At 70.3% G+C, this 26244-nt stretch carries 25 protein-coding genes; 7 read left to right on the top strand and 18 right to left on the bottom strand.

Features of this window, described 5'->3' with window-relative positions; translation table 11 throughout:
* Nucleotides 1–4 precede the first annotated feature (4 nt).
* The 3 genes from xylB to O7632_RS26325 all read right to left on the bottom strand — a co-directional run bounded on the left by xylB (nucleotide 5) and on the right by O7632_RS26325 (nucleotide 3057).
* On the bottom strand, nucleotides 5–1390 hold the full coding sequence (gene xylB, locus O7632_RS26335; RefSeq protein ID WP_278118117.1) for a xylulokinase: 1386 nt from the start codon (nucleotides 1388–1390) through the stop codon (nucleotides 5–7).
* A 251-nt stretch (nucleotides 1391–1641) separates the two neighbouring features.
* Nucleotides 1642–1902, bottom strand: coding sequence for a hypothetical protein (locus O7632_RS26330; protein WP_278118115.1), 261 nt, complete (start codon nucleotides 1900–1902; stop codon nucleotides 1642–1644).
* A gap of 513 nt (nucleotides 1903–2415) precedes the next feature.
* The gene (locus O7632_RS26325) at nucleotides 2416–3057 is read right to left on the bottom strand and encodes an XRE family transcriptional regulator (protein WP_278118113.1); all 642 of its coding nucleotides are present in this window, start codon (nucleotides 3055–3057) and stop codon (nucleotides 2416–2418) included.
* Between the two features lie 105 nt (nucleotides 3058–3162).
* On the opposite strand from O7632_RS26325, the gene O7632_RS26320 reads away from it, so the two are divergent.
* Entirely contained in the window at nucleotides 3163–3459 is a 297-nt protein-coding gene (locus tag O7632_RS26320) for a SelT/SelW/SelH family protein (RefSeq protein WP_278118110.1), read from the top strand.
* Between the two features lie 426 nt (nucleotides 3460–3885).
* Nucleotides 3886–4470 (top strand): hypothetical protein, encoded by a 585-nt coding sequence (locus O7632_RS26315; RefSeq protein ID WP_278120413.1) that lies wholly within the window; start codon nucleotides 3886–3888, stop codon nucleotides 4468–4470.
* A gap of 82 nt (nucleotides 4471–4552) precedes the next feature.
* Here O7632_RS26315 and O7632_RS26310 read toward each other — a convergent pair whose 3' ends face one another.
* The 3 genes from O7632_RS26310 to O7632_RS26300 form a co-directional block, all read right to left on the bottom strand.
* The gene (locus O7632_RS26310; RefSeq protein WP_278118108.1) at nucleotides 4553–5254 is read right to left on the bottom strand and encodes a hypothetical protein; all 702 of its coding nucleotides are present in this window, start codon (nucleotides 5252–5254) and stop codon (nucleotides 4553–4555) included.
* Between the two features lie 177 nt (nucleotides 5255–5431).
* Nucleotides 5432–5920, bottom strand: a complete 489-nt coding sequence (locus O7632_RS26305) for an SRPBCC family protein (protein ID WP_278118106.1) — start codon at nucleotides 5918–5920, stop codon at nucleotides 5432–5434.
* A gap of 83 nt (nucleotides 5921–6003) precedes the next feature.
* Nucleotides 6004–6489: a tyrosine protein phosphatase gene (locus tag O7632_RS26300; RefSeq protein WP_278118104.1), complete on the bottom strand. Its 486-nt coding sequence runs from the start codon at nucleotides 6487–6489 to the stop codon at nucleotides 6004–6006.
* Nucleotides 6490–6729: 240 nt separating this feature from the next.
* Here O7632_RS26300 and O7632_RS26295 point away from each other — a divergent pair, with 240 nt between their 5' ends.
* Both O7632_RS26295 and O7632_RS26290 read left to right on the top strand, forming a co-directional pair.
* Nucleotides 6730–7365 carry an HNH endonuclease family protein gene (locus O7632_RS26295; RefSeq protein WP_278118102.1) on the top strand — a complete coding sequence of 212 codons (636 nt, stop codon included), beginning with the start codon at nucleotides 6730–6732 and terminating at the stop codon, nucleotides 7363–7365.
* Between the two features lie 109 nt (nucleotides 7366–7474).
* Entirely contained in the window at nucleotides 7475–8113 is a 639-nt protein-coding gene (locus tag O7632_RS26290; protein ID WP_278118100.1) for a hypothetical protein, read from the top strand.
* A gap of 75 nt (nucleotides 8114–8188) precedes the next feature.
* Here the strand turns inward: O7632_RS26290 and rocD are convergent, their stop codons facing one another.
* From rocD to O7632_RS26275, 3 genes are all read right to left on the bottom strand, one after another.
* Nucleotides 8189–9403 (bottom strand): ornithine--oxo-acid transaminase, encoded by a 1215-nt coding sequence (rocD, locus tag O7632_RS26285; RefSeq protein ID WP_278120412.1) that lies wholly within the window; start codon nucleotides 9401–9403, stop codon nucleotides 8189–8191.
* The gene (ddaH, locus tag O7632_RS26280; protein ID WP_278118098.1) at nucleotides 9403–10230 is read right to left on the bottom strand and encodes a dimethylargininase; all 828 of its coding nucleotides are present in this window, start codon (nucleotides 10228–10230) and stop codon (nucleotides 9403–9405) included. The genes rocD and ddaH overlap by 1 nt, the downstream gene beginning before the upstream one ends.
* 367 nt (nucleotides 10231–10597) lie before the next feature.
* Nucleotides 10598–11344: a thrombospondin gene (locus O7632_RS26275; protein WP_278118097.1), complete on the bottom strand. Its 747-nt coding sequence runs from the start codon at nucleotides 11342–11344 to the stop codon at nucleotides 10598–10600.
* A gap of 141 nt (nucleotides 11345–11485) precedes the next feature.
* Here O7632_RS26275 and O7632_RS26270 point away from each other — a divergent pair, with 141 nt between their 5' ends.
* Complete coding sequence (locus O7632_RS26270; protein WP_278118096.1) at nucleotides 11486–12439, top strand: DNA-formamidopyrimidine glycosylase family protein; 954 nt, start codon at nucleotides 11486–11488, stop codon at nucleotides 12437–12439.
* A 253-nt stretch (nucleotides 12440–12692) separates the two neighbouring features.
* Here O7632_RS26270 and O7632_RS26265 read toward each other — a convergent pair whose 3' ends face one another.
* Nucleotides 12693–13013 carry a hypothetical protein gene (locus O7632_RS26265; RefSeq protein WP_278118095.1) on the bottom strand — a complete coding sequence of 107 codons (321 nt, stop codon included), beginning with the start codon at nucleotides 13011–13013 and terminating at the stop codon, nucleotides 12693–12695.
* Between the two features lie 97 nt (nucleotides 13014–13110).
* Here O7632_RS26265 and O7632_RS26260 point away from each other — a divergent pair, with 97 nt between their 5' ends.
* Nucleotides 13111–14415 carry an IS630 family transposase gene (locus tag O7632_RS26260; protein ID WP_278118093.1) on the top strand — a complete coding sequence of 435 codons (1305 nt, stop codon included), beginning with the start codon at nucleotides 13111–13113 and terminating at the stop codon, nucleotides 14413–14415.
* Here the strand turns inward: O7632_RS26260 and O7632_RS26255 are convergent.
* The 8 genes from O7632_RS26255 to O7632_RS26220 all read right to left on the bottom strand — a co-directional run bounded on the left by O7632_RS26255 (nucleotide 14335) and on the right by O7632_RS26220 (nucleotide 25619).
* Nucleotides 14335–18723: an AAA family ATPase gene (locus O7632_RS26255; RefSeq protein WP_278118091.1), complete on the bottom strand. Its 4389-nt coding sequence runs from the start codon at nucleotides 18721–18723 to the stop codon at nucleotides 14335–14337. The two genes, O7632_RS26260 and O7632_RS26255, sit on opposite strands and share 81 nt — an antisense overlap.
* 724 nt (nucleotides 18724–19447) lie before the next feature.
* Nucleotides 19448–19678 carry a DUF397 domain-containing protein gene (locus O7632_RS26250; protein ID WP_278118090.1) on the bottom strand — a complete coding sequence of 77 codons (231 nt, stop codon included), beginning with the start codon at nucleotides 19676–19678 and terminating at the stop codon, nucleotides 19448–19450.
* Entirely contained in the window at nucleotides 19675–20460 is a 786-nt protein-coding gene (locus tag O7632_RS26245; protein WP_278118087.1) for a helix-turn-helix transcriptional regulator, read from the bottom strand. Before O7632_RS26245 ends, O7632_RS26250 begins: the two co-directional genes overlap by 4 nt.
* 140 nt (nucleotides 20461–20600) lie before the next feature.
* On the bottom strand, nucleotides 20601–21119 hold the full coding sequence (locus O7632_RS26240; protein WP_278118085.1) for a hypothetical protein: 519 nt from the start codon (nucleotides 21117–21119) through the stop codon (nucleotides 20601–20603).
* A gap of 117 nt (nucleotides 21120–21236) precedes the next feature.
* Complete coding sequence (locus O7632_RS26235) at nucleotides 21237–21899, bottom strand: DUF1707 domain-containing protein (protein WP_278118084.1); 663 nt, start codon at nucleotides 21897–21899, stop codon at nucleotides 21237–21239.
* Between the two features lie 72 nt (nucleotides 21900–21971).
* Nucleotides 21972–23351: an FAD-dependent oxidoreductase gene (locus tag O7632_RS26230; RefSeq protein ID WP_278118082.1), complete on the bottom strand. Its 1380-nt coding sequence runs from the start codon at nucleotides 23349–23351 to the stop codon at nucleotides 21972–21974.
* Nucleotide 23352: 1 nt separating this feature from the next.
* Nucleotides 23353–24579, bottom strand: coding sequence for a glutamate--cysteine ligase (locus O7632_RS26225; protein WP_278120410.1), 1227 nt, complete (start codon nucleotides 24577–24579; stop codon nucleotides 23353–23355).
* Nucleotides 24580–24806: 227 nt separating this feature from the next.
* Nucleotides 24807–25619, bottom strand: coding sequence for a hypothetical protein (locus O7632_RS26220; RefSeq protein ID WP_278118080.1), 813 nt, complete (start codon nucleotides 25617–25619; stop codon nucleotides 24807–24809).
* A 145-nt stretch (nucleotides 25620–25764) separates the two neighbouring features.
* Here O7632_RS26220 and O7632_RS26215 point away from each other — a divergent pair, with 145 nt between their 5' ends.
* Nucleotides 25765–26076: a DUF6412 domain-containing protein gene (locus O7632_RS26215; protein ID WP_278118078.1), complete on the top strand. Its 312-nt coding sequence runs from the start codon at nucleotides 25765–25767 to the stop codon at nucleotides 26074–26076.
* Nucleotides 26077–26244: the final 168 nt, after the last annotated feature.

Genomic DNA, 26244 nt, shown 5'->3' with positions numbered 1-26244 from the left:
CCGGTCAGGTCAGCAGCGGTAGCGCCCGCTGCCGGACGTCGACGTAGCGTTCGTGTACCTGCGGGGTGGCGTCGGCGACGACCTCCTCGGCGGCGACCGGCCACTGTGGCGGCTCGGCGGCACCGGACAACGCCCAGGCCGCCTGCCGGGCCGCGCCGAGCGCCACGTACTCGGCCGGGCGCGGCACACTCACCGGCGCGCCGAACAGCGCCGGCGCGATCGCCCGTACCGCCCGGGACTGGGCCGCGCCACCGACCAGCAGCACCCGGTCGACCGGCAGGTCCTGGGCGCGCAGCGCGTCGATGGCGTCAGCGATGCCGCCGAGCATGCCCTCCACGGCCGCCCGGGCCAAGTTCGCCGCCGACGCGTTCGCCCGGGTGATTCCAGCCAGCAGCCCGCGCGCGTCTGGAAGGTTCGGGGTGCGCTCCCCGTCCAGGTACGGCAACAGCGTCAACCCGCCCGCACCCGGCGGGGCCGACAACGCCAACTCGTCCAACTCGGTCAACGACCGGCCCAGCAGATCAGCGACCGTGACCAGCACCCGGGCCGCGTTGAGCGTGCACACCAGGGGCAGGAACCGGCCGGTCGCGTCGGCGTAGCCGGCCACCAGCCCGCTCGGGTCGGCGGTCGGCACCTCACTCACCCCGGACACACACCCCGAGGTGCCCAGCGACACCACCACCTCGCCGGGCCGTAGGCCGACGCCGAACGCCGTACCCATGGTGTCGCCGGTGCCGGCCGACAACAGCGCGCCGGCCGCGGTCTCGCCGACCACCTCGGCCGGCCCGGCGACCCGGGGCAGCGCCACGTCCCGGCCGAAGGCGAGTGTGACCAGGTCACGCCGGTAGTCGCCGGCCGCCGACGACCAGTAGCCGGTGCCGGAGGCTTCGCCCCGGTCGGTCGTCGGTGCTCCACCGTCGGCGCGCAGCCGGTGGGTGAGCCAGTCGTGCGGCAGCAGCACCGTCGTGGTCCGGGCCGCGAGCTGCGGTTCGGTACGGGCGAACCAGCGCAGCTTGGTGACCGTGAAGCTGGCCACCGGCACCAACCCGACCGCGTCGGCCCACGCCTTCGGGCCGCCGAACTCGTCGGTGAGGTCGACCGCCGCCTGCGCCGACCGGGTGTCGTTCCACAGCAGAGCGTCCCGGACCACCTGGCCGGCGTCGTCGAGGCAGATCATGCCCTGCTGCTGCCCACCGATGCCGATCGCGGCGACCCCGTCGAGCAGCCCGGCGCTGGCCTGCTCCCACGCCGCCCACCACAGCTGCGGGTCGACCTCGGTACCGTCCGGATGCGGGGCGCGGCCCTCCCGTAACACCTCCCCGGTGTCGGCGTCGCAGACCACGACTTTGGTCGACTGGGTCGACGAGTCGACCCCGGCAACGAGTGTCATCGCACCCCTCCCGCAGGTGATCCCTGGGACCGACTTTACGCCCGTCGATCCCTCAGCTCCTGCCGTACGGCGTCGGCTCGTGGCGGCGTACGGCGTCGGTCGGGATCGAGCCCGGAACCCAATGTCTGTTCGGCGCTGATCCCCCTGCGGGATCATGATCCCGCAGGGGGATCAGCCGCAAAACGAGTATCGGTCTCCGGCGGGGACGCCTGCCCGTAGCCGCCCGGGATCCTGGCGGTGGCGGCCCGAGATCAGAGGTACGCGACCCCGGTGAGCTTGGCCGCCCGCAGCCGGCGGTCCAACTCCAGGCCGAGGATCGTGGTGGCCAGCTTCGACAGGCCGTACGCCCGGTTGCCGCTGTAGGAGCGCTCGGACATCAGGTCGTCCAGGTCGAGATTGCGCCACCGGTGCACGATCGACGACACCGTCACCACCCGAGGGTCCTTTCCGGCGGTCAGCCGGTCGAGCAACAGACCGGTCAACGCGTACGGCCCGAGCGCGTTGGTGCCCATCTGCAGGTCGAACCCCGTCGACGGTCAGCGGCGGGCGCGGTCCGGTCAGTACCAGCCCCGCGTTGTTGACCAGCAGGTCGAGCTCCCCGCTGAAGTCGTCGGCGAAGGCCCGGATCGACGCGAGCGACGCCAGGTCCAGCCGCCGTGCCTCGACGTCGGCACCCGGGAGCGGGTGGACAGCCAGCCGAAGCCGAGGATCAGCGGGATCTCCAGGCCGGCGCACAGGCCCAGCAGCAGCCCGGCGGTCCCGACACCGGCCCCCAGATCCATCACCTGCGCCGACGCGGTCAGCGTGACCGTGATGAGCAGAAGACCGGGAAGTCCCGTACAACCGAGGTGAGCGTGCTGGACAGGCACCCGGCCGATGCGGCGGCGACGAGCACAGCGCGATCTGCCCGGCGCTGGCCTGGACCGCGTCGTCGAGGAACAGGGTCAGGTACGGCGAGGCCATCGCGGTCGACAAACCGACGGCGACGCAGACGAAGCCGAGCGCGGCCCAGACGCGTACGCGGTTCAGGGCGTCCCGCCCTCCCCGGACCCGTCGCTGGACCGGGGACTCTCCCCGGATCCCGCCCTGGCCCGGGGACGGGCCCGCAGGTGGGCGCGTTCGCCCTGCTGACCGAAGAGGCTGAGAAACTCGACCGGCTCGTCACCGACCGCGCCGAACCAGTGCGGCACCCGGGTGTCGAACTCCGCCGCCTCGCCGGGGGAGAGGACCAGATCGTGCTCGCCGAGCAGGACGCGCAGCCGCCCGTCAAGGACGTACAGCCATTCGTAGCCCTCGTGGGTCCGCGGGTCGGGCTCCCGGCGTGGGCTGCGCGGCGGGATGATCAGCTTGTACGCCTGGATGCCGCCGGCCCGCCGGCTCAACGGCAGCACGGTCATCCCGTAGCGGGTGACCGGCCGCAGATGGATGCGTGGGTCGCCGGTGGGCGGGGCGTCGACGAGTTCGTCGAGGGTGACCCCGTGCGCCTTGGCCAGCGGCAGCAGTAGTTCGAGGGTGGGTCGGCGGTCGCCGGATTCCAGCCGGGACAGGGTGCTGACCGAGATGCCGGTCGCCGCCGACAGTTCGGCGAGGGTGACGTCGCGCTGCTTGCGTATTGTCCGCAGCCGGGCGCCGACCGAGTCGAGTGCCTGGTCGAGGTCGTCGTCCATGCCACCCAGCTTGCCAGATCAGCAACACCATTTGCCGGTACGGTGACCCGCCCGGTCTGCTCGGCCCGGGTGGCGAGGTCGTGACCTGCCGGCATACTGGTACGGGTGACGACGAGGCAGCCACGGTTGGAGATCGAGTACTGCACGCAGTGCCGCTGGATGCTGCGGGCCGCGTGGACGGCCCAGGAGCTGCTCACCACGTTCGGGCTGCGGCTCGGCGAGGTGGCGTTGGTGCCGGGTACCGGCGGGATCTTCGAGGTCCGGCTCGAAGGGGAGACGATCTGGTCGCGCGCCGAAAGTGGCTTTCCGGAGATCCCTGAGCTCAAACGGCTGGTACGGGACCGGATCGCGCCCGATCTGCACCTCGGTCACACGGACCGGTCCGCGCCGCGCGCCCAGTGACGCGCACGCGCCCACCGAGCGCGCCCACTGATCTGACCGCTCGGCGTCACCGATCGGGTGGCTCGGGTCGGTGGCTGCGGGGAATGGCTGGCGGTGCCGGGTCGTTGTGCATGGTCGCGCCACGGAACCCCGCCCCCGGAGCCCGCCGCAGAAGCCGAGCCAGGCAGGTCCGGCCGGTTCCACGCCGGCCCGCCGATCGCGGAATGACCCGGGGTCGGGCGTGGTTGTACATGGTCGCGCCGCTCACCAGCGGCCCCCGACATCGGGCGATAACCCCCGAACGACATCGGGCGATGACCCCCGAAGCTCGCATCACCAGACCTCTGGCACCACCGGACACCGTTGCCGCACGACCGCCCCGCGCGGTTCGTGCACCCCCCCGGAAACGGAAGGTGGACCCCCATGACCACGATCATCACCCGTACCCTGCGTACCAGCCTGCGCAACACCGCCCTGGGCATCGCCGGTCTGACCCTGGCCGGCGGGGCGATCGCCGCCCCCGCCCTGGCCGCCGAGCACGCCCCGACCGCCCTGGCCACCCCCGTCGCCGTCGCCGCCGCGAGTGTCGACAACGACAAGCTGATCCCGCACGGTGTGCGGGGCGAGCAGTCCCGGATCGACCTGTCGGGCGAGCAGACCGACAACGTCAAGGGCATCATCGCCGCGACGAAGAAGGCCGGCATGGACGAGCGGGCCGCCGTGGTGGCGATCGCCACCGCCCTGCAGGAGTCGAAGTTGGAGAACCTGGGTCACCTGGGTGACCGTAACGACCACGACTCGCAGGGCCTGTTCCAGCAGCGGCCGTCGTCGGGCTGGGGCACGGTGGAGCAGATCACCGACGTCGAGTACTCCACCACCGCGTTCCTGACCGGGCTCAAGCAGGTCGACGGCTGGCAGGACATGGCGTTGACCGAGGCCGCGCAGGTGGTGCAGGTGTCGGCGTACCCGGACCACTACGCCCAGTGGGAGACCCAGGCCGCCGAACTCGTCGCCCAGCACTGGAACAGCTGACCGCTCCACACACGATGACCAGTCGAGGCCGGACCCCGCCAAGGGTCCGGCCTCGACCCTGTATCGCTCCGCTGCGCCTGTCTCACCAGTCGGCGAAAAAGAGCGACGCGATCAACATCGCGGCGGAGACACCCGTGAACAACACCCCGAACACGACCTGTACGACGACTTCGGCGCCACTGCTCCAGCCGTACGCCAGCACGCTGATCGCTCCCCACACCGGCATGATGCTCATGAACATCCACGCCAAGACGCGGAAACCCAGCATGAACAGGCCATCCCACCAGCCGAAGAGCCCCCACAGTAGGACGCCGGTGCCCAGCCAGGCCAGGTGCAGCCAGCCGCTGAGCCGGTGGCCGGACTCGGGCACGAACCAGTGGGACAGTCCGGCCGCCTCGATACCGACGACCTCGTCACGCCAGAGACGCAACGTCGCCGCTGTGCCTTCTCCCACCGCGCGGTAGAAGGCCGACGTCACGTCCCGGGCCTGCCGGCGGCCATCAGCGCGCTGCCAGGTGATCTCGTAGTGGGTGTGGGTCGTCGTCCAGGTGTGCCCCTCGGCGTCGGTATGCGTTGACGTGGTGGTGTAGATCCGTCGGCCGACGATCGACCCGGGTTCGCTGTCGAAGCAGTTGCCAGACCTCTGTTGCTCACATTCGACGACCCGGTGGAACGCCCGGGTCTGCTGGTAGGGCTCGGCCGCGCCCACCAGCCCGGTGGCGAGTGCCACCAGGCCAGCGGCGATGACGAGGCCGCGAACGACGGCCGCGAGGTTCCTTCTCATGTCGCTGTCCCTTCGGTCGCTGGCGAGAACCGGACCACCGCCCGCTCACTGTCGACGAAGATCGTTCTCGACGACGAGTCCACCGTTGAGGGTGAGTTGCTGGTGACGACCACGTTGAGGACCGCCGACCTCGCGCTGCTGGCGGACTGACCGGCAGCGGCGGCCCGGCAGCGTCAGTCAGTCTGGCAGCGTCAGTCTGGCAGCGGCGACGACGTCCGGGTCGGCGCAGCCGGCCGCGTATCCGGCGATCCGGCGGCGGATGTCGCGGCCCAGCAGCCACACCCCGATCCGGTCGGCGATCGGCCGCAGGGCCGCCGGCCGGCAGCGGAAGCTGTACCGCCAGGTGGCGACGGTGTGGCCGGGCTCGGCGGCGGGCGCGAACCGCCAGCCGCCGGCGAACATCTCGAAGAACCACGGCCCACGCACCATTTTCATGCCCACGTTGGTGGGAGGGGCGTAGGAGACGTACTCGGTGATCATGCTCAGGCCGTGCCGGGACCGGGTGAACGTGCGAACGCCCTTGCCCGGCCGGGTGGCGCCGTCAACGAAATGCTGGGTCCGAATGAACGGGTCCCAGCGGTGCCGGACCGGCGTGGTGGTCTGGGACACGGCAAAGGCCAGTTCCGGGGGTACGGGGACTGTGGCCACCGCCTCGACGACAGGCATCGGCCCATCGTGCGCTACCGGAGCCGGGACCGCGCGGCGGGGGGTGAGTCGGCTCGTCACCCGTACTCCGAGTCGGCGGGCGGTCAGCCGTACGCGAGCCATCGGCGTTGTTCCTCGGTCTCGGGCACCGGCACGCCACGTGCCGCCGACACGATCGGCCAGACGTCCTCGTGGTCGAGCCCGAGCCGGACCAGACTGGCGGCCGCCACCAGGGACGACCGGCCGATGCCGGCCCGGCAGTGTACGACGACGTGCCGGCCGGCGAGGAGCCGGTCGACGATCAGCTCGGTGAGCTGGTCGGCGGCGGCTCGGTCGGGGACGCTGAAGTCGGCGATCGGGAAGTGGTGGAACTCCAGCCCGCCGCGGTCGGCGGCGGCCGGTTCGTCGGACAGCCCGAGTTCGTCGAGTTCGTCGGCGGTGAGCAGGCAGACGAGCAGGTGTGCGCCGCTGTCGACCAGCGCGGCCAGGTCGTCGTCGAGCCGGTCGCCGCCGGCCGGGCGGGCCATGATGCTCAGCGTGCCCGGCGACGGCGTCGGGACCGGGTAGGCGACCGGCGGTGTCATCGTCATGCCCGGCCACCAGCACTGGTGGGCCGCTCGGGGCTCGTGAGCCTGGTGTGTCGATCGGGACTCAAGTGTCTGTGGCGACGGGTGCGGCCACCAATCAAGCACTTCTTCACATGGCGTTCACGCTGCTGTTTCAGCATTGGTGTCCGGCATCCTTAGATTCGCTGACATCGATCGGCGTCGCCGTGCCCCAGTCCGGATCCCCCAGTCCGGCCACGGCGCGTCGACAGTCTGGAGTGTCACATGGCCCGCCGGATCATCCAGGCAGCCACGGCTGCGGCGATCGCCGTCGTCGTCGCCCTCAGCCTCACCGCCGTCCCCGCCACCGCCACCCCGCCGAACATCCCGTCCTACAGCACGGCACTGAGCCGGCTCAACTCACTCACCGTCGCCGCCGAATCCCACCAGTCCAGCTACAGCCGCAGCCTGTTCCCACACTGGATCACCATCACCGGCTCGTGCAACACCCGCGAGCAGGTCCTCAAACGCGACGGCACCAACGTCGTGGTCAACAGCAGCTGCGCAGCCACCTCCGGGTCCTGGTACAGCCCGTTCGACGGGGCGACCTGGACCGCCGCCTCCGACGTCGACATCGATCACATGGTGCCGTTGGCCGAGGCGTGGCGGTCGGGCGCCTGGTCCTGGACCACGTCGCGGCGTCAGACGTACGCCAACGACCTCGGTGGACCCGAACTGTGGGCGGTCACCGACAACGTCAACCAGGCCAAGGGGGACAAGGACCCGGCCAGCTGGCAGCCGCCGCGTGCCGCCTTCCGGTGCACGTACGCCCGCGCCTGGATCCAGGTGAAGTGGTACTACTCGCTGACCGTCGACAGCGCGGAGAAGTCGGCCCTGTCCGGCATGCTCGCCACCTGCTGACGATCGGGAGTCCAGCCAGCCGTACGCCGAGCACGCTCGACCGGCGTACGGCTGGCTGGCCCGCCGCCGGCTGATCGACCTGTCACCGGCGCGGGTTAACCTGCCCCGCATGAGTGTTGCGGTAACGGTCGGGATCACCTCGGCGCTGTCCAGGATCGACGACGAGGCGGCGGCGCGCAGCCGTGCCCAGCTCGACCGTCTGAGCACGTCTCTGGCCGGCGAGGAGGTCACCTGGCAGGAGCCGTACGACGCGGCGGTGCCGTCGACGCGCCCGTGCCTGCGGAGCTTTCCCGCCAGCGGTCTGCATCAGCTGCGCCGGGTGCTGGTCCTGGTGGACCTGGCGCGGCCGATCATCCCGATCGCCGACGCCGGCGGGCTCGCCGCCGACCGGGAACTCGTCGAGGACCAGGCGTCCCTGTTGGAGTCGCATCTGCTGTGCCATTCCGACCACGCCGGCTACTACGTCCCGGTCGACGTCGGTGATCCACTGTTCCTGCCGGCCGACGATGACATCGCCGGTGGCGGGATGGTCGGGTCGAGCCAGGGGCTGCTGGCCGAGCTGCGCCGGTGCGCGCCCGCGCTCGGCATCCGGCTGAGCGCGGACGGGGAGCTGGCTGACACCGAGGCGGCCCGGCTGTTCGCGGTGCCCGACGACGCCGACTTCGCGGTCGAGACCCAGGTGTGGCTCACACTGCACGAGGCGTGCCGGGCGAGTATCGCCTGTGGACGGGCCGTCGTGTTCCACTGACGCTGGCGGGTCGACTGACGTGGTCGGCTCGGCCTCCGGCCGGGCGGCGCATCGCCCCCCGGCCGGCCGGTGTGCTCATCGCAGCACGAAGGAAAGCTGTTCGAGGGCGAAGTCCACGTCGGAGGCGTCGACGACGAGCGGCGGTGCGAGCCGGATCGTCGAACCGTGGGTGTCCTTCACCAGCATGCCACGTCCGGCGAGCCGTTCGCAGGCCTGCCGTCCGGTGAATCGTCGCGGGTCCAGGTCCAGCCCGGCCCACAAGCCGCGACCCCGTACGGCGAGCAGACGGCCGGCGTCGCGCAGCTCACCGAGACCGGCGTGCAGCCGCGCGCCGAGTTCGGCGGAGCGCCGCTGGTATTCGCCGGTGGCCAGCAGCCGGACCACTTCGGTGGCGACCGCGCAGGCGAGGGGATTGCCGCCGAACGTGGAGCCGTGCTCGCCGGGGCGCAGTACGCCGAGCACCGAGCGGTCGGCGACGACCGCCGAGACCGGCACGATGCCACCGCCGAGCGCCTTGCCCAGCAGGTACATGTCGGGCACGACGCCCTCGTGGTCGCAGGCGAACGTCGCCCCGGTGCGGCCCAGCCCGGACTGGATCTCGTCGGCGAGGAACAACATGTCGTTACGGGTGCACAGGTCACGTACCCCGGTCAGGTAGCCCTCAGGTGGCACCACCACGCCCTGCTCGCCCTGGATCGGTTCGAGCAGGACCGCGACGCAGGTCTCGTCGATGGCGTCGGCGAGCGCGGCGAGGTCGCCGTACGGCACGATCTTGAAGCCCGGGGTGTACGGCCCGAAGTCGGCGCGGGCCTCGTCGTCGGTGGAGAAGCTGATGATGGTGGTGGTCCGGCCGTGGAAGTTGCCGGCGGCGACCACGATGGTCGCCTGCCCGTCCGGTACGCCTTTGACCTGGTAGCCCCATTTGCGGGCGACCTTGATGGCGGTTTCCACCGCTTCGGCACCGGTGTTCATCGGCAGCACCAGCTCCTTGCCGCAGAGCTGGGCCAGCTCGCGGCAGAAGTCGGCGAACTGGTCGTGCACGAACGCCCGGCTGGTCAGGGTGAGCCGGTCGAGTTGGGCGTGCGCCGTCTCGATCAGCTTCGGGTGCCGGTGGCCGAAGTTGAGCGCCGAGTAGCCGGCCAGGCAGTCCAGGTACAGCTTGCCGTCGACGTCGGTCACCCAGGCCCCGGTGGCCTCGCTGAGCACCACCGGCAGCGGGTGATAGTTGTGCGCGGTCCAGCGCTCGGCGTCCCGCAACGCGCCCGGTGTCCGCAGCATCCCGTCGACGATCATCGTCGTGCCCCTCTCAGCTCCAGGGTGCAGCACTTCGGCCCGCCGCCGGCCTTGCGTAGCTCGGAGAGGTCGACGCCGACCGGCTGGTAGCCGCGTTCCCGCAGCGCCGCCGTCAACGCCTCGGCCTGTACGGGCAGCACCACGTGCCGGCCGTCGCTGACCGCGTTGAGCCCGAACGCCGCCGCGTCGGCCCAGGTGGCGTGGATCGCGTCGGGGAACAGCCGCCGCAGCACGGCCTGGCTGCCGGGGGAGAAGGCTTCCGGCAGGTACGCGATGGTCCGCTCGTCGATGACGGCGAGCGCGGTGTCCAGGTGGTAGAAGCACGGGTCGACCAGTTGCAGGGTGACCACCGGCCGGCCGAAGACCTCCTGAACGTGCGCGTGTTCCGAATGTGAGGTGCGGAAACCGGTGCCGGCCAGCACGTAGTCGCCGACGAGCAGCAGGTCGCCTTCGCCTTCGTTGATGTGCTTGGCGTCGTGGACGTCGAACCCGGCCCGCTCCAGCCAGCCCCGGTAGGCGGGGGCCTCGTCGGCGCGCTGTGGTTCGCGGAACTGCACGGCCAGGGCCCGCCCGTCGATGACGGTGGCGCCGTTGGCGGCGAAGACCATGTCGGGCAGGCCGGGCAGGGGTTCGATCGTGTCGACGGTGTGGCCGAGCCGCTGGTAGGTCTGGCGCAGGTTGTCCCACTGGGCGATGGCGAGGTCGCGGTCGACCGGTCGGGTCGGGTCCATCCACGGGTTGATGGTGTATTCCACGGCGAAGTACGTCGGCCGGCACATCAGGTAGTGCCGGTGGGTGGCGTGCGTCGTCACGGGCGTCGTCATCAGCGTCAAGCTCCTGAGGGTCGGGCGCGCCCCGGCGGTCGGCCATGGGGCTGGCGCTTGTCCTCCACGTTAAGGGCTCAAGGCGGCAGAAACCATCGCTGAGACTTGCGTACGGCATCTGATCGTTGCGCATCCGGGCCGTTCGGACAACCATTCATTGCGTACGTCGGGATTCCGAGCCGAGACGCGTTTCGGGGGGCGACGTCGTCGTCGCCCCCCGAAGATCGCACCGCAGTTCGCACTACGGTTCGTACTGCGGTTCGTACTGCTCGCGGTGAACCACCGCTTCGGTGTTGCTGGCCGGTGAACCACCGCGCCGGGGTGAAGCTCCAGCGGTGAACCACCGCTGCGGGATTGAATGTGCCCGTCAGATACGGTCGACAAACTGTGAGTCGAGCCACTCACGCAGCTGGTTCACCGTGTCGGTCTCGGTGGTCAGCCAGGTCAGCGCGCCGGTCATCGCCAGGCTTCCGACGATCATCGTCCCGAGGGCGAGGACGATGCCGATCAGCGCCTCGGTCCGGCCGGCGACGTGCCGGCGGGCGGTCGCCGAGATCCCACCGAGGCCGAGCGCCAGCGCGATCACACCTAGGGCGATCCCGTACGGCGCGAGGGCACCGGAGAGCACGAAGGCGGCAGCGGCGAGCCCGACGATCAGGCTGGCGGTGGCCAGCAGGCTGGCCCGGGGGCGCGGACCGGCCGGGGCCGGCGGCGGTGTCGGCCGGGGGCCGGTTTCCTCCCGGGTGGGCGGTTCGGGCCGGGGACCGGGGGTCGGCCGGGTGGCCGGGTCGACGACGGCGGTGCCGGTGGCCGGGCCACGATCGCGGCCGACCGTCGGCGTCTCGGCGGTGTCGCCCCGCCGTACGGTGTCTCGTCCTGCGGTGTCTCGCCGGGCGGTGTCGAGCTGCTGGGTCTCGGCGCGGTCGGCGGCCCGTTCGGCGGCCGACCGTTGCGCGCTGGCGTGCTCGGCGGACCGGCGGGCGTGCTCCCGATCGGCTGCGGCCCGGTCGGCCTCGGTCGTGGTGGTGGTAGTGGCGGCGGTGGACGGCGGCTGGCCCGCTTCGACGGGCTCCGCCGGGTCCGAACGTCGGGACAACGCGGGAATCCTGACCATGGGACACCTCCTTATCGATGCGCCGGTCCTGAGCTCCCGGATGGGTCCGGTCACCGGCGGTTACCGTAGCGGGGTACCCAGATGTCCGGTCCGCCACACGTCGACCGTCGCGATCGCTGACTGCGGATAGGCTCTGCTGCCATGCCCGAGGGACACACGATCCACCGGTTGGCGGCCCACCACCACGCCGTACTCGGTGGGTCGGTGGTGGCGGCGACCAGCCCGCAGGGCCGGTTCGCGGCCGGCGCGGCCCGGCTGACCGGCGCGACGTTGGCGGCGACCGAGGCGTACGGCAAGCATCTGCTGCACCACTACGACGGTGGCGGCTACGACGGCGGCGCGGGCGGCGGCATCCTGCACGTGCACCTCGGGCTGTACGGTACGTTCGCCGACGGTCCGGGGGAGCCGCCGGACCCGGTCGGGCAGATCCGGCTCCGCCTGGTCGGTCACCGCCCGCCGGGGTCATCCTGCGAGCCAGACCCCATCACGGGTACGGACACCAGCCCAGACCTGGGTTCGGATCGTCGACACTGGATCGATCTGCGCGGGCCGGCGGCCTGTGAGCTGCTGACCGCGGCCGAGGCGGATGCCCTGCGGGGTCGGCTCGGGGCGGATCCGCTGCGGACCGACGCCGACCCGGACGCTGCCGGCGAGCGGGTGCGGCGCAGCGCCAAGCCGCTCGGCGCGCTGCTGCTGGATCAGTCGATCGTCGCCGGGGTCGGCCTGGTGTACGCCACCGAGGTGCTGTTCCGGGCCGGGATCGCCCCGACCACGTCCGGCCGGAGGCTCACCGCCGGCCAGTGGCGGCTGATCTGGGCCGACCTGGTCGACCTGATGCGCGTCGGGGTGGAGCGGGGTCGGATCGACACGGTCCGCGCCGAGCACCTGCCGGAGGCGATGGGCCGGGCACCGCGCGTCGACCGGCACGGCGGCGAGGTGTACGTCTACCGCCGCGCCGGCCAGCCCTGCCTGCTCTGCGGCACCACCGTGCAGCGCGCCGTCCTCGCCGCCCGCAACTGCTACTGGTGCCCCACCTGCCAACGAGCCGTCGCCCGCCCCGTCACCACCCGCCCCGCCCCAGCGTCCGTACGCTGACCGAGACCCCCACGTTCGCCCACCCCGGTGAATCACCGGTCAGTAACACGGCGAATTCGATTCGGTGTGGAGCGCGTAGCGGTGGACTGGTTTCTGCGGTTCGCCAATTGGCTGCACCGCCGATGAAGCCCGGACCTCGTTAGCTCACTGAAGGCAGCTCGATTGGCAAGGTAAGGCGGATCGCCGAACCGGACCTCTGGACCACTTAGTGGTCGAGGTCGTAAGTCCTTCGGGGGTTGACGGGTGACTGGGGTCAGGGTTCGGGTGTGATGGGGCTGATGTGGATGTCGCAGACGAGGTCGAAGGCGTCCTCGACGCTGCCGCTGAACCAGATCTGGTCCTCGTAGCTGTTGCTGCCGGCCACGTAGATCGCGGTGCCCCAGCGGCGCGCGGACCCGCCGTAGCGGTACCGCATCAGCGGCAGCCGCTCGCCGTCGGCCAGTTCGCCGGTGACGTACGCGAACCGCCCGCGACAGCGCACATCCACCGCGGCCAGCTGGGGCCATCTCGCCTTGGCGTGTTCACGCAGCCGCTGCGCCAGGGAGTTCTTGGTGGACTCGGGAATCGCCGGCATGGGTCACATCCTGCCCCCGGCGTGTCGACGCCCGACGGCGGCATCGGCAGGGCAACCTGCGAGCCCCACACCGGATCATTGTCGTGAAGGCTCGCCCGTGCCCGTCCCCCGAGCACGCCAGATCATCTTGCCCGCCGCCGACCGGCACCGGCTCAAGGCCCTGGCCCACTCCCACACCGCCGCCTACCAGCAGGTCATCCGCGCCCGGATCGTCCGCGACGCCGCCCACGGCTACTCCAACCAGAAGATCGCCGCCCGGCAGCGCGTGCACATCGACACCGTGCGCCGCTGGCGTGGACGCTACGCCGAGCAGGGACTGCCCGGTCTGGCCGACCGCAAGCGAACCGGCAGGCCGGTCCGGTTCACGCCCGTGCAGGTCGCCGAGGTCAAAGCCCTGGCCTGCCAGCTACCGGCCGAGGCCGAGGCGCCACTGTCGCGGTGGGGCTGCCCCGACCTGGCCCGCGAGGTCGTCGCCCGGGGCATAGTCGCGGCGATCTCGCCCTCCACGATCCGCCGGTTCCTGGCCACCGACACCCTCAAACCCTGGCGACACCAGTCCTGGATCTTCATCCGCGACCCCGACTTCGCGGTCAAAGCCACCCGCGTGCTCGACCTCTACGCCCGCTCCCACCAAGGCGTCCCGCTCGGCGACGACGAGTACGTCATCTGCGCCGACGAGAAAACCAGCATCCAGGCCCGCTGCCGCTGCCACCCCACCCTGCCACCAGGCGCGGCCCGCGCCATGCGGGTCAACCACGAATACGACCGCGGCGGCGCACTCGCCTACCTCGCCGCCTACGACGTGCACCGCGCCCACGTCATCGGACTCTGCCAGGACACCACCGGCATCGACCCGTTCACCGAACTGGTCGACGAGGTCATGACCCGCGAGCCGTACGCCTCCGCCCGGCGGGTGTTCCGGATCGTCGACAACGGCTCCTCCCACCGAGGCCAAGCCGCGATCGACCGGCTGGCCAGGTGCTACCCCAACGCCGTCATGATCCACACCCCGGTCCACGCCTCCTGGCTCAACCAAGTGGAGATCTACTTCTCCATCGTGCAACGCAAAGTCGTCACCCCAACGACTTCACCAACCTCGACCAGGTGCAGGACCGCCTCACCGCCTGCGAGCAGCGCTACAACGCGACCGCCCGGCCCTTCAGATGGAAGTTCACCCCAACCGACCTCGCCGATCTACTCGCCCGGATCGAACGACACGAACCGAAAGAGCCGAACCCCCAACAGCCCTCCAGCCGCGAACGCCAACCCGCCGCACACGCCCTGGCCGCGTAACCCCCGAAGGACTTACGACCTCGACCACTTAGTGGTCCGCGCTCCTCGGCGCGAAGACCAACACAGAGCGGTCGGCGCTGCCACTGACGATGCGATGTCTCCCCTTTGAGTCGGTCAGCACCGCTACCGCGTTTACGCGGCTGGAATGGCCGGTGAGTGTCGCTAATTGTTCGCTGGTGTCAGCGTTCCAGATTCGAACCGACCCGTCGTCGGCAGCGGTGACGATATTTTTTTGGCCGTATGGTGCTGGAAGTGCTGCTATCGCATTCACTCGCGCCTCATGGCCGCTTAACTCGATGATTTGGTGTCCGCTGTGGGGATCCCAGATCCGCACTTTCCGATCGTCACCGGCAACTACGAGATGGTGTTCGCCGTCTGGGCGGAGTAGCGCCGCGATCGCATGCACCGCTCGGGCCGCCACGCCCCGAAACTCCGTTCCCCGTCTCCAGTAATAGCTGGGCCAGGTGGCGCGAGTATTCCAGATTCGCACAGATCCGTCACGAGAGTCGCCGCCAGCGGTGACAATCTGGTGTCCGCCATACGGGTTGGGTAGTACCGCCACCGCGTTCACCCGGGGAAAATGGTAGCCGATTATTTCCTGGTCGCTGCCGCTGCCGCTGCCGCTGCCGCTGCCGCTGCCGCTGCCGCTGCCGCTGCCGCTGCCGCTGCCGCTGCCGCTGCCGCTGCCGCTGCCGCTGCCGCTGCCGCTGCCGCTGCCGCTGCCGCTGCCGCTGCCGCTGCCGCTGCCGCTGCCGCTGCCGCTGCCGCTGCCGCTGCCGCTGCCGCTGCCGCTGCCGCTGCCGCTGCCGCTGCCGCTGCCGCTGCCGCTGCCGCTGCCGCTGCCGCTGCCGCTGCCGCTGCCGCTGCCGCTGCCGCTGCCGCTGCCGCTGCCGCTGCCGCTGCCGCTGCCGCTGCCGCTGCCGCTGCCGCTGCCGCTGCCGCTGCCGCTGCCGCTGCCGCTGCCGCTGCCGCTGCCGCTGCCGCTGCCGCTGCCGCTGCCGCTGCCGCTGCCGCTGCCGCTGCCGCTGCCGCTGCCGCTGCCGCTGCCGCTGCCGCTGCCGCTGCCGCTGCCGCTGCCGCTGCCGCTGCCGCTGCCGCTGCCGCTGCCGCTGCCGCTGCCGCTGCCGCTGCCGCTGCCGCTGCCGCTGCCGCTGCCGCTGCCGCTGCCGCTGCCGCTGCCGCTGCCGCTGCCGCTGCCGCTGCCGCTGCCGCTGCCGCTGCCGCTGCCGCTGCCGCTGCCGCTGCCGCTGCCGCTGCCGCTGCCGCTGCCGCTGCCGCTGCCGCTGCCGCTGCCGCTGCCGCTGCCGCTGCCGCTGCCGCTGCCGCTGCCGCTGCCGCTGCCGCTGCCGCTGCCGCTGTCGCTGTTCCAGATTCGCACTGATTCATCAGTATTGGCCGTAACGATGTGATGTTTGCCATCTGCGGCTGGCAGTATCGCGATCGCATGTACCTTGTAGGTGTCGTGGTAAGTGAATTCGGTCAGTTGGTGGCCGGTGTCGGGGTCCCAGATTCGGATTGTTCGATCATCGCCGGCTGTGACGGGGTGGTGTCGGCCGTCTGGGGCTGGCAGTACCGCGATCGCGCGTACTGCGCCGGTATGGCTGGTCAGTTTGGTGAGCTGGTCGCCGGTGTCTGGATTCCAAACATGTATGGATCCATCGATTCCGGTGGTGATGATGTGGTGTTGGCCGTCTGGGCGGGGTAGTACAGCGATTGCGCTTACCGTGTCGGTGCGATCGGTGAGTTGGGTGGTGTGGGGGTTCCAGATTCGGACTGTCCGATCCCAACCGGTGGTGATGATGTGGTGTTGGCCGTCTGGGCGGGGTAGTACAGCGATTGCGCTTACCGCGTCAGTGTGTCCGGTTAGTTCGGCGAGTTGATGGCCGGTGTCCGGGTTCCAGATCCGTACCCAGCCATCACCAAAACCGCCGGCGGTGATGACGTGATCTTGGCCGCCTGGGCGGGGTAGTACGGCCAACGCGTGAACCGTTCCGGTGTGGACGATCAGTTGATGGCCGGTGTCGGGATTCCAGATCCGCACTGAACCATCACCATCGCCAAAGCCGCCAGCGGTGACGATGTGGTGGCGGTTGTCCGGTTTAAGTAGCACCGCTATCGCGATCACTCGGCTGGTGTGGCCGGTGAGTGTGGTGAGTTGTTGGCCTGTGTCGGGGTCCCAGATCCGAACTGTGCGATCATCGCCGGCTGTGACGAGGTGGTGTCGGCCGTCTGGGGCTGGCAATACCGCAATTGCGTTTACTCGGCTGGTGTGGCCGGTGAGTGTGGTGAGTTGTTGGCCTGTGTCGGGGTCCCAGATTCGCATCGATCCATCATTACCGGACGTAACGACGTGGTGTTGATCGTTGGAGCTGGGCAATACGGACACTGACGTTACCCAGTTGGCGCGATCGGTGAGTTCGGTGAGTATGCGGCCAGTGTCGGGACTCCAGATCCGCACCGACCAGTCGTCGCCGAAGCCGCCAGCTGTGACGATGTGGTGTCGGCCGTCTGGGCGGGGTAGCACCGCCATCGCACGAACCTCGCTGGTGTGGCCGGTGAGTGTGGTGAGCTGGTGGTCTGTGTCGGGGTCCCAGATCCGTACTGTCCGATCATCACCGGCGGTGATGATGTGGTGTTGCCCATCCTGTCGGGGTAGGACCGCCACTGCACGTACCGTGTCGGTGTGGCCGGTGAGGGTACGGTGTGTGGTTCCCGACCAAATGGCGGTCTGCACATGCCAGGGCCACTCAGGGTGGTCAGCGATGAGGTGCTCCGCCAGGTGTGTCGATCGAGTCTTGCGTGCCCAGACATGCAGCCACCACGCCCGTTTCCCGTCGGACCAGTCGTTCCAGTCGCTGGTAGCGGCGCTTTCTAGGGCCGCAGCTGCGGTGACGGCCTCTAAGGTGGTCAGGGTGTGGCGGTGCGCCAGGATCTGGCCGGGTGGGCAGGACAGCAGGAATCCAGGATCGGCCATGAGCTCGTCGAGTATCCCGGCAGTGGAAGCGTGTGCGGGCAGTCGCAGCTGGGTGTAGTCGTCGGTGCCGGACCAGTCGCGTCGACCGGTCTCGGCGTTGATTGGTGGGGTCAGCCACGTCGCGATCGCGCGGTGCGCGGTCTGCCAGGCGGTGTGTAACTCGTCGGTAAGCCCGGCGGCGATCGGTTCCCCTGCTTCATCGTCGCTCGGGGCGGCAATGAACAGGTCACGCAGGCTCTGGTGGCGGACCAGGTATTGGCGGTGGCGGTCCGGGCCGGTGGTCACGTCGAGGAACGCGCGGGCTGGCCCTTCCAGCCACGCTGCCAGGTCGGTGGCTGCATCCGGCCTGTTGAGCACGGTGGCGAGGTCGTCGCGGTCGATCGGGCGGCCGAGGGCGGCAAGCACCGCCAGCGCGGGCAGGTGCAGCGACCGCCAGTCGGGATGTTTGGCCCACCGCTGCTGGATCTGTAGCTCGTAGTAGCCGCGCAGCCCGTCCGGCAGGCACGCAACATCGTTCGGTGGACGCAGACCGGCGCGGACCTCGTCGAGCACGTACCGCAGATAGATCCACACTCCGCGGCAGCGGTCGAGCAGCGTAGCGACGAACGCCGTCGCAGGAACCTGGCGCTCGGCCAGCATCGTGGTCAGCGCCGGGTCCGGGGTCGGGCCGGTGGTCGCGGCGTGCAGGTAGGCGGCCATGTCGGCCAGGTTGTCGGCACCCTCTACCTCGATCTGCGACCAACCGACCCGGATCGCATCCCGCAACGCGACCAGCGGAAGGCCGTAGCGGCTGGTCGCCACGATGTACGCCCCGGCAGGCAGGGCGTCCGGGGTCGGCAGGCCGAGCGGAATCCCGGTGCCCATTCCCGGCGGATCCGCCTCGGCCTCGTCCAACCCGTCGACGACCAGCACCAACGGCCGTCGCTCTGCCGGCGCGAACCGTTCGTCACGGGCCGCAACCGCCGCCCGAATGACCTTGGCCAGCCAGTCCGGCCGCTGCGCCGCAGCCGGGAACACATCCCCTGGGGCGAACCTGTCCGCTAGGTCCCACGCACAGATCAACTGCGCGGCTAGGCTCTTCCGTGCTTCGACCGGGTTGCGCGCCCCGCTGTCGAGCCGGGTGAAGTGGTAGGCACAAGGACGGGTCCACACCAGATGCGCCGCCAGCGCGCTCTTTCCGACCCCGGCTTCGCCTCGCACCACGACGTACCCACGGTCGGTGGCGGCGATCCGTTCGTCGATCTGGGTGATCAGGCCGGAGCGGCCCTGGAATCGGGCGAGATCCAGCTGCTCGTACAGCGGCGCGGGATCGAAGATTGCGTAGTGGAGCCGATCGGATTGGCCAACCGTGATCTGCACGTACGTAGGTCCGGTGTGAACGGTGCCGGTGATGTCCCGGCCGGCGGCGACCGCGCCTGGGGCCAGTTGCCATCTCGGTCTCACCGTTGCTGACCCGGTCTCTGCTGGCGTGGCGGCCGGGATCTGCCACCCCCGGTGGTGTCGATGTCCGCCTGTCCGGTGATGTCCCGTCCCGCGACCACCGCGCCCGGAGCGATCCCGGACTCTGGCATGGACTCATCACCAGCCGCAGTGGACGAATCGGTCCGGACCCGGCCACCGAGGTCCCGACCAGCGACCACCGCACCAGCACCGATCCGCCGGTGTGCTTCCGACGGTCCTCCGGCCAACCAGCCCGCTACTAGCGCCCCCACCAGCGTCAACACTCCTGCCGCGACCCACCACTGCCAGCCGCCCTGCAACCTGTTGATCACCGCGCTGTTCGCAGCGGCGATCACCACTCCAACGCCTGCGGCCCAGGCAACCCGCCGACCGGACACGTACCCACCTCATGATCACCAGAAGCCCTGGAGATGGCACCGAGAGTCCCAGCGTAGTCGGTGCCGGCAACCGATACCGGAACAGCGGGCATGATGCAATTGATGCATGTCTCCCGATGCGACACCCAGTCGAATCATCGATCTCGGACATGTCATCGTCAGGCCTGCTCCGGTGGCTGACGACAGGTCGGCGCTGGCAAACTGGTGACTGCTGGGCGTGCCGTCAGCCCGAGCTTCGACGGCCCGGTCCCGCTCCCGCCGAAGCTCGGTGATGAGGATCTGGAGGTGGCCGCTACGCTCGCCGAGATGCGCGATGAAGAGCGCTGACTTCACCTTGGTCCTGATCCGGTCCATTCGTCAGGGTGCACCCGGCCACCGAGGTCGAGTGGCTCATCGAAGAAGGGCTCATCCCACTGGCGGTGAGCCATGGCCGCGAGAAGCACACCCTCGCGGATGATCACTGCCGCCGGCACGTCTTCCGGACGGGTAGCCTCGACGACCTCGACGCGTTCGCTCGCGTCGCTGTGCGAGCTCTTGTGCCAGCGGGTGTCGACAGTCATGCCCATTTTTCAGCTGCCCTCATGATCAATTCGAGGCTTTGCTGGCTTGGTAGGGCATAGCCCCGGATCGTCTCCCAGACGTGCTCAAGATGCGCGGTGTCGTCCGGCGCTTCGACGACCTTCCCGCGTACGTGGGTCTCCAGGTAGCCGACCGCGCGCCCGTCGACGGTAGCGATCATGAATCCGCCGTCGACGCCCGGGTAGACGTCAGTCGACATCGGCACCAGCTGTACCTGGATGTTCGGTCGTTCGGCTGCCTCGGCGAGCGCCGTCAGCTGCTCGCGCATCACCTCCGGCCCGCCCGCGCCACGGTGGAGCGCTGCCTCGTCGATGACCGCCACCAGGTGACACGGTTTCGACGCCCGCTTGAAGATCTCCTGCCGGCCGAGCCTGGTGGAGATCGCGGACTCCATCGCATCTCCATGGATGCCGAACGATGTGAGCACCGCTCGCGCGTACGCCTCGGTCTGCAGTAGTCCGGGGATCAGCAGCGGTTGAAAGGCGCGGATCAGGCTTGCTTGGCCCTCGTACTCGATGAAGGACCGCAGCCAGATGGGGGCGTGTTCGCCGACGATGAACTCGCGGTAGAACTTGACGAACGCGGTGCCGAACGCCTTGTCGACGCTTTTCAGGTAGTCGGGGAGCGCGGGCCGGTCGCCGCGTTCGATCGCGCCGACGTGCGTCACCGAGAAGTGGACGCGCTCCGCCCACGACTCCTGTGTGAGCCTCATCGACTCACGTACCCGGCGTAGCTCCGATATCAGATATTCGCTGCCGCTCACAAGCTTTCACATCCTTCAAATCCCTCGCGTTGGCCGGCGCAGTGGTGTCGCGGGTTATTGCCCCCACGCGGGGCCGCGACCATCATCTGTCACCGACAACAGAGAGTCCAGGGTGGATGTGTCGAATTCCGGTCAGCCGGTCAGGGCTGGGGTGACGTGTGTCGGTCGATTTTGCTGCCGAGGACGTCGGCGCGATCGGTCAACGTGTCGAATCTGATCTTCGACTTGTCGCGGAGTTCGACCACGCATCGGTAGTCGACCCCGAAGCTGTGCGCCAAGCCGCCGTCACGGTACGACCCGAGGTGCCGGACCTTCGCCACGTCGGCCCAGCGTATCGCCCGCTCACCGCGCGACGTGCGGTGCACGAACCCGTGCTCGTGCAGGTCGAAGCGTTCGTCCGGCCGGGTCAGCCGCTGCGTCAGTCGAAGCCCACCGAAGAACAACAGCACAAGCCCCAGGCCGAGGATCGCTCCGGGCAGCGGGCTGAAGCCGGAACTGTTGGCGTTCGCCACGTACGCCGCGCTGAGCATCACCCCGACGACAGTCGGCACGGCCCCGACGACCAGGCAGCCGATGCCCTGTCCGAGCCGACGTCCATCATCGACGGGAAAGCTGTCCGTGCGCGCGCCGAGGTCACTGCCCGCTGACTGCGAAACCATTGTCGCCCCCAACCGCATCCGAGGAACCCACACCGGGGCTGGCGGCGTATCCACCACCACGGATGCAGCGTACGACCACGCCGCAACGAGTGTCCGATCAGGCCGGAGCGCCGCCGGTCACCACCACTTGCGCTTCGGCGGGCGTACGGTGACCGTACCGAAGATCACGTTGCAGACGACCTGGACCACCGGCGCGCCCGGCCGGGGCGGCGTCTTCAGCTTGATCTTCTTTTCGCCGAACGCGGCGGTGCCGCTCATTCGCACGTCGACACCCTCTGGCACGTAGACCGTCACCGCGCCGAAGATCGCCGTCGCCTCGATCGTGGTCACCTGGTGCTGGAGCTGGGCGTCCTGCAGTTCGATCTTGCAGTCTCCGAAGATCGCCCGCGCCTCCACCCGCTCCGGCACCAGCCAGTGCCCCTTGCGGATCTCGTCGCCGAAGATCGCGACCATCCGCTCCGTCGACGCCGGCTCCGACGCCGACGACGGCACCGGGGTCCGGCCCGCGCCGCGCGTAGACAGCGGAGACAGCAGCGGCGCCGGGGACACGGCCGGCAGGGCCCCGCCCGCCGGGTCGGGGTGGGTCAGCGGCAGGTCGGCGGTCAGCCGGGCCAACTCGCCCCGGGTCTTGGCCTGATGGGCCTCGGTGGCCCGGTCGGCGTACTCGTCGAGGGTCAACCGGCCCTCGGTGGTCGCCTGGCCGAGCAGCTCCACCACCTGTTCGCGCTCGGCGTCGGAGACACGCAGGTGGTCGTCGTCGCGGTGCGGTGCCGGGTCCACCCTGCCGAGCCTAACGGCCCTGCTCCACCGTCCGCCGGGCCACCTCCGGGCCACCTCCAGTTCAGGGCGTCGTCAGGGTGTCCGGGACACCGTGTCGTTGGCCCGCCGGGCCGCGACCAGCACCGGGTCCCAGACCGGCGAGTACGGCGGCGCGTAGCCCAGGTCCAGCGCCGTCATCTCCGCCACCGACATGCGGTTCCACACCGCCAGCGCCAGGACGTCGATCCGCTTCGCCGCCTCCGACGTGCCGACGATCTGCGCACCCAGCAACTGGCCGGTGTGCTGCTCGGCGATCAGCTTGATGGTCATCGGCGCGGCACCGGGGAAATAGCCGGCCCGGTTGTTCGACTCGACGGTGGCGGTGATGTACGAGTAGCCGGCGACGGCGGCCTCCCGCTCCAGCAGCCCGGTCCGGGCCACCTCCAGCTCACAGACCTTCGTCACCGCCGTACCGATCACGCCGGGGAAGGTGGCGTAGCTGCCGCCGATGTTGAGGCCGGCCACCCGGCCCTGCTTGTTGGCGTGCGTGCCGAGCGGGACGTGTATCGGCTGGCCGCTGACCCGCTGGAACGTCTCGACGCAGTCGCCGGCCGCCCACACCCCGGGCACGTCGACCACCCGCATCTGCAGGTCGGTCCGGACCCCGCCGGTCACCCCGAGCGGCAGCCCCGAGCGGCCGGCGAGTTCGGTGTTCGGCCGTACCCCCAGACCCAGGACCACGACGTCGGCCGGCACCGCCCCGTCGTCGGTGAGCACCTCGCAGACCCGGCCGTCGCGGTCGTGCAGGCCGGTGACGCTGACCCCGGTCCGTACGTCGATGCCGAGGCCGACCAACGCCTCCCGTACCAGCGCTCCCATGTCCGGATCGACGGTGGCCATCGGTTGCGTGCCGCGGTCGACCAGGGTGACCGCCAGGCCGTGGCGGATCAACGCCTCGGCCATCTCGACGCCGATGTAGCCGCCGCCGACCACCACCGCCCGCCGGGGCTTGTCCTCCTGGTCCAGCCAGTCCCGCAGGTCGGAGGCGTCGTCGAGGGTCTGCACCCCGAACACCCCCTGTGCGGAGGTGTCCGCCCAAGTCGGTCGGACCGGAGTCGCGCCGGTGGCGTACACCAGGATGTCGAACGGCTCGCGGACCTCCCGGCCGCCGTCGTCGAACGAGGTCGCGACCACCTCGCGCTCGTCGAGGTCGATCGAGGTCACTTCGTGCCGGGTACGGACGTCGATCGCGTGGTCGCGCCGGAACGTCTCCGGATCCCGTACGATCAGCTGTTCACGATCCTCGACCAACCCCGAGATCCAGTACGGGATCCCGCAGGCGGAGTACGAGGTGAACCGGCCCCGCTCGAAGGCGACGATCTCCAGGTCTTCGCGCGGGCGTAGCTGGCGGGCCTGCGACGCCGCCGACATCCCGGCGGCGTCGCCGCCGATCACGATCATCCGTTCGGGCACGTCATCCGCCTTCCGGGGTCGGGAGCTGGGCTTGTGGTGTCGGGAGCTGGTCGCCGTGCGCCACGTGCGGCGGGGCGGGAATGATCGAGGTGCTGCGGGTCTGTTCCGCCATGAAGTTCACCACGTCCCGCAGGTTCCCGCTGGCGGCGTACACGGCCCGTTGTCGGGCCGCCCCGGTGCCGCGCCCCCGCAGCCGGCCCAGCAGCGAGTCGACCAGAGCGCCGTCGCCGTGCCGCTCCAGTTCCGGGCGGATCGTGTCGACCAGCCGGCGCAGCAGATGCCAGCCGGGGCGTAGCGCCGGGGTGCCGGACAGGTCGACGGCCAGCCCTTCCAGGCCGTCGTGCGCGGCCCGCCAGTGCGCGGCCACCAGCAGATGATGGTCGACCTCCGGCACCGGTCGCCCCTGCTCCACCGCCGTCAGCGCGGTGCCGACCAAGCCGCGGGTCAACGCCGCCAGCAGGATCGTGTCGTCCAGACTCGGGCAGACGTCGCCGATGCGGACCTCGACCGTCGGGTAGTGCGCCGACAGCCGGGCGTACCAGTAGAGCATCCCCTCGTCGAGGATCTGCCCGGCGGTGATCAGGTCGGCGATCAGGCGCTGGTAGTGCTCGTGCGACCGGAGCCGGGGTGTGGGGGCGACCGCCGGCCAGCGTTGCCACATCATCGACCGCCAACTGGCGTACCCGGTGTCGGCGCCCTGGTAGAACGGCGAGTTGGCGGTCGTCGCGTGCAGGATCGGCAACCAGGGACGCAGGTGGTTGAGCACCTGTACGCCGGTTTCCTGGTCCGGGATCGCCACGTGGACGTGCAGTCCGTTGTTGCCGGGGCCGGGGACCAGCATTCCGTACCGTTCGACGATGCGGTGAAAGCGGGGATCGTCCACCACGTCCGGCAGCGGCCCGGCGACCGGTGCGGTGCCGATGGCGAGCAGCCGGGCGCCGGCCCGGTCGGCAGCGTCGGCGAGCGCGCCGCGCAGCGTTCCGAGGGTACGGCGTAGCGCCCGCAGGTCCAGGCCGGGCGGGCTGCCGATCTCGATCTGACTGGTCTGGAACTCCCGCTGCACCTGGCCACGCAGCTCGGCCGGGATTTCGGCGAGAACCGCCTCCACCGCCGGTACGGCCGCACCGGTCAACTGATCGACAAGCAGGAACTCTTCTTCCACCCCGACCGTCAACCCGTCGGGACGCCGAGGGGTTGACGTCGGGACGACGGCACCGCTGATCACCATTCGCACCGCCTGTCGCTTCGCACCGACACTCGGTGCGCCGGGGACCGGATACCCCACCGGGCTGGTGGGGTAAACGCGGCGGGCACCGATGGCAGTACGGCCACGCCGCCGATCGTCGTACGCCATCGTGCGCCTCGCCCGCCGCGGCGTGGTGCCGGTCGCGGCAGGAATGCCGGCAGGTCGACCGCACTCTGGCCGTTCAGCGGTGCGGCGGTCGGGGCGGCCGTTCAGCGGCGGGGTGGTCGGGGCGGCCGGGTTGGTCGGGTTGGTCGGGGCAGCGGCAGATCGTGCCGTCCGGCGATCAGCTCCTGCACCCGGATCTTGGCCATGATGATCGGCTGCCGGTAGCGCCGCTCCCGCGCTGCGGCCCGGACCCGGCGTCGTTCGGCCCACCGGCTGCCGCCCCGGTAGAACCAGCGGGCCCAGGGGGAGTGCGGTCGGGCCAGCCGAACCGTCCCGACGATCAGCAGGACCGGTACGAAGATGCCCAGCAGCCCGGTCCAGATCTTGCCTTTGAGCAGGGTGATCGCGGCCAGCGTGAGATTGATCCCGATCAGCGCGGCACCGGCGAACTGCGCCGGATCGGTCTCGCCACGGGTGAGGAACTCGTTGGCGCCGAGCGGGCGCAGCCCGAGCAGCAGCAGCCCGGACAGGGCGATCGCGACGAAGACGGCATCGATCGACGTGCGTCCCTTTTCTGACCAGTAGACGTCGCTGAGGTGCAGCAACAGGGCGAACTCGTCGAGGACCAGGGCCGCGCCGATGCCGAACAGCCCGGCGGCCACCGCCCGCCACGACGTCGTCTCGACCGGGATCACCAGGCCGGCAACCCCGGCGACGAGCATGAAGACGACGCCGAAGACGACGTGGTGGATGTGCAGCTCGCCGGGGGTGATGTTGCCGGGCCACCAGCGCACCCGGGCCCGGATCATCCGGACCGAGAAACGGATGAACCCGAAGCCGACGATCACGCCGACGAAGAAGCAGAACAGCGGTAGCCGGTCGGTCGCCACGACGGTGCGTTCGAACCAGCCGGTCACCGGCTTCCTCCGCAGGGTGCGCGCATCGCGACTCCTTCATACCGGATTGTAGGGTTTTCGGGCGGGATCGCGGGGTCAGGATGGCGCAGTCGGGATCGCGGGTCGGGATGGCGGGAGCCGGTGGGGGTTGTCGGCCCTGCCTACCATGGCTGCCGTGCCCGGCCTACTGGTGATCATCACGGCGTGTTGGGCGTACGCCTACGCCGTGCTGGGCCTGGCCGTCACCCACCCGGCCCACCTGGTCACGGTGGCCGCCGTCTCGGCCGCCGCGTTGCTGGTCGTCGCGATCGCCGTCCGGACCGGGCTGCGCCCCGGACCCGCGTACGTCGACCCGACGCCGCTGCGCGTCGGCCTGCGTCAGCGTGCCCGACACAGCCGGATCCCCCGCCAACTCGACCCCGACGCGCCGGGCCGCCCTCGGCCGCGCGCTCCTGGCCGGCGGCCCTCGACCGCCTGACCTTCGCCCACGCCGGTCCGAGTCAGCCTCGCTTCCGAATCGCCTGGCCCGAGCCACCTCCGCTGGCGGGCGAACCAGACGGGTGTGTCGATCGCCGCTGCCCATCATCCGCCGCGGTCGTCCGGTCGGCCACCGACGAAGTCGGTCCGCCATCCCCCGTCCGCCGTG

The sequence above is a fragment of the Solwaraspora sp. WMMD406 genome (genome assembly GCF_029626025.1).
Taxonomy (GTDB): Bacteria; Actinomycetota; Actinomycetes; order Mycobacteriales; family Micromonosporaceae; genus Micromonospora_E.
Note: the sequence above shows the minus strand (reverse complement) of the source record. Positions and strands in the feature narration are given on the sequence as shown.

Excerpts from the sequence above, each read along its gene's own strand:
- O7632_RS26215 (WP_278118078.1), top strand. The coding sequence starts at position 25,765 with ATGGCTGCCGTGCCCGGCCTACTGGTGATCATCACGGCGTGTTGGGCG.
- xylB (WP_278118117.1), bottom strand. The coding sequence starts at position 1,390 with ATGACACTCGTTGCCGGGGTCGACTCGTCGACCCAGTCGACCAAAGTC.
- O7632_RS26290 (WP_278118100.1), top strand. The coding sequence starts at position 7,475 with ATGAGTGTTGCGGTAACGGTCGGGATCACCTCGGCGCTGTCCAGGATC.
- O7632_RS26330 (WP_278118115.1), bottom strand. The coding sequence starts at position 1,902 with ATGGGCACCAACGCGCTCGGGCCGTACGCGTTGACCGGTCTGTTGCTC.
- O7632_RS26240 (WP_278118085.1), bottom strand. The coding sequence starts at position 21,119 with ATGGTTTCGCAGTCAGCGGGCAGTGACCTCGGCGCGCGCACGGACAGC.
- O7632_RS26310 (WP_278118108.1), bottom strand. The coding sequence starts at position 5,254 with ATGAGAAGGAACCTCGCGGCCGTCGTTCGCGGCCTCGTCATCGCCGCT.
- O7632_RS26270 (WP_278118096.1), top strand. The coding sequence starts at position 11,486 with ATGCCCGAGGGACACACGATCCACCGGTTGGCGGCCCACCACCACGCC.
- O7632_RS26225 (WP_278120410.1), bottom strand. The coding sequence starts at position 24,579 with ATGGTGATCAGCGGTGCCGTCGTCCCGACGTCAACCCCTCGGCGTCCC.
- O7632_RS26250 (WP_278118090.1), bottom strand. The coding sequence starts at position 19,678 with ATGACTGTCGACACCCGCTGGCACAAGAGCTCGCACAGCGACGCGAGC.
- O7632_RS26295 (WP_278118102.1), top strand. The coding sequence starts at position 6,730 with ATGGCCCGCCGGATCATCCAGGCAGCCACGGCTGCGGCGATCGCCGTC.
- O7632_RS26305 (WP_278118106.1), bottom strand. The coding sequence starts at position 5,920 with ATGCCTGTCGTCGAGGCGGTGGCCACAGTCCCCGTACCCCCGGAACTG.
- ddaH (WP_278118098.1), bottom strand. The coding sequence starts at position 10,230 with ATGACGACGCCCGTGACGACGCACGCCACCCACCGGCACTACCTGATG.
- O7632_RS26265 (WP_278118095.1), bottom strand. The coding sequence starts at position 13,013 with ATGCCGGCGATTCCCGAGTCCACCAAGAACTCCCTGGCGCAGCGGCTG.
- O7632_RS26300 (WP_278118104.1), bottom strand. The coding sequence starts at position 6,489 with ATGACGATGACACCGCCGGTCGCCTACCCGGTCCCGACGCCGTCGCCG.
- O7632_RS26325 (WP_278118113.1), bottom strand. The coding sequence starts at position 3,057 with ATGGACGACGACCTCGACCAGGCACTCGACTCGGTCGGCGCCCGGCTG.
- O7632_RS26275 (WP_278118097.1), bottom strand. The coding sequence starts at position 11,344 with ATGGTCAGGATTCCCGCGTTGTCCCGACGTTCGGACCCGGCGGAGCCC.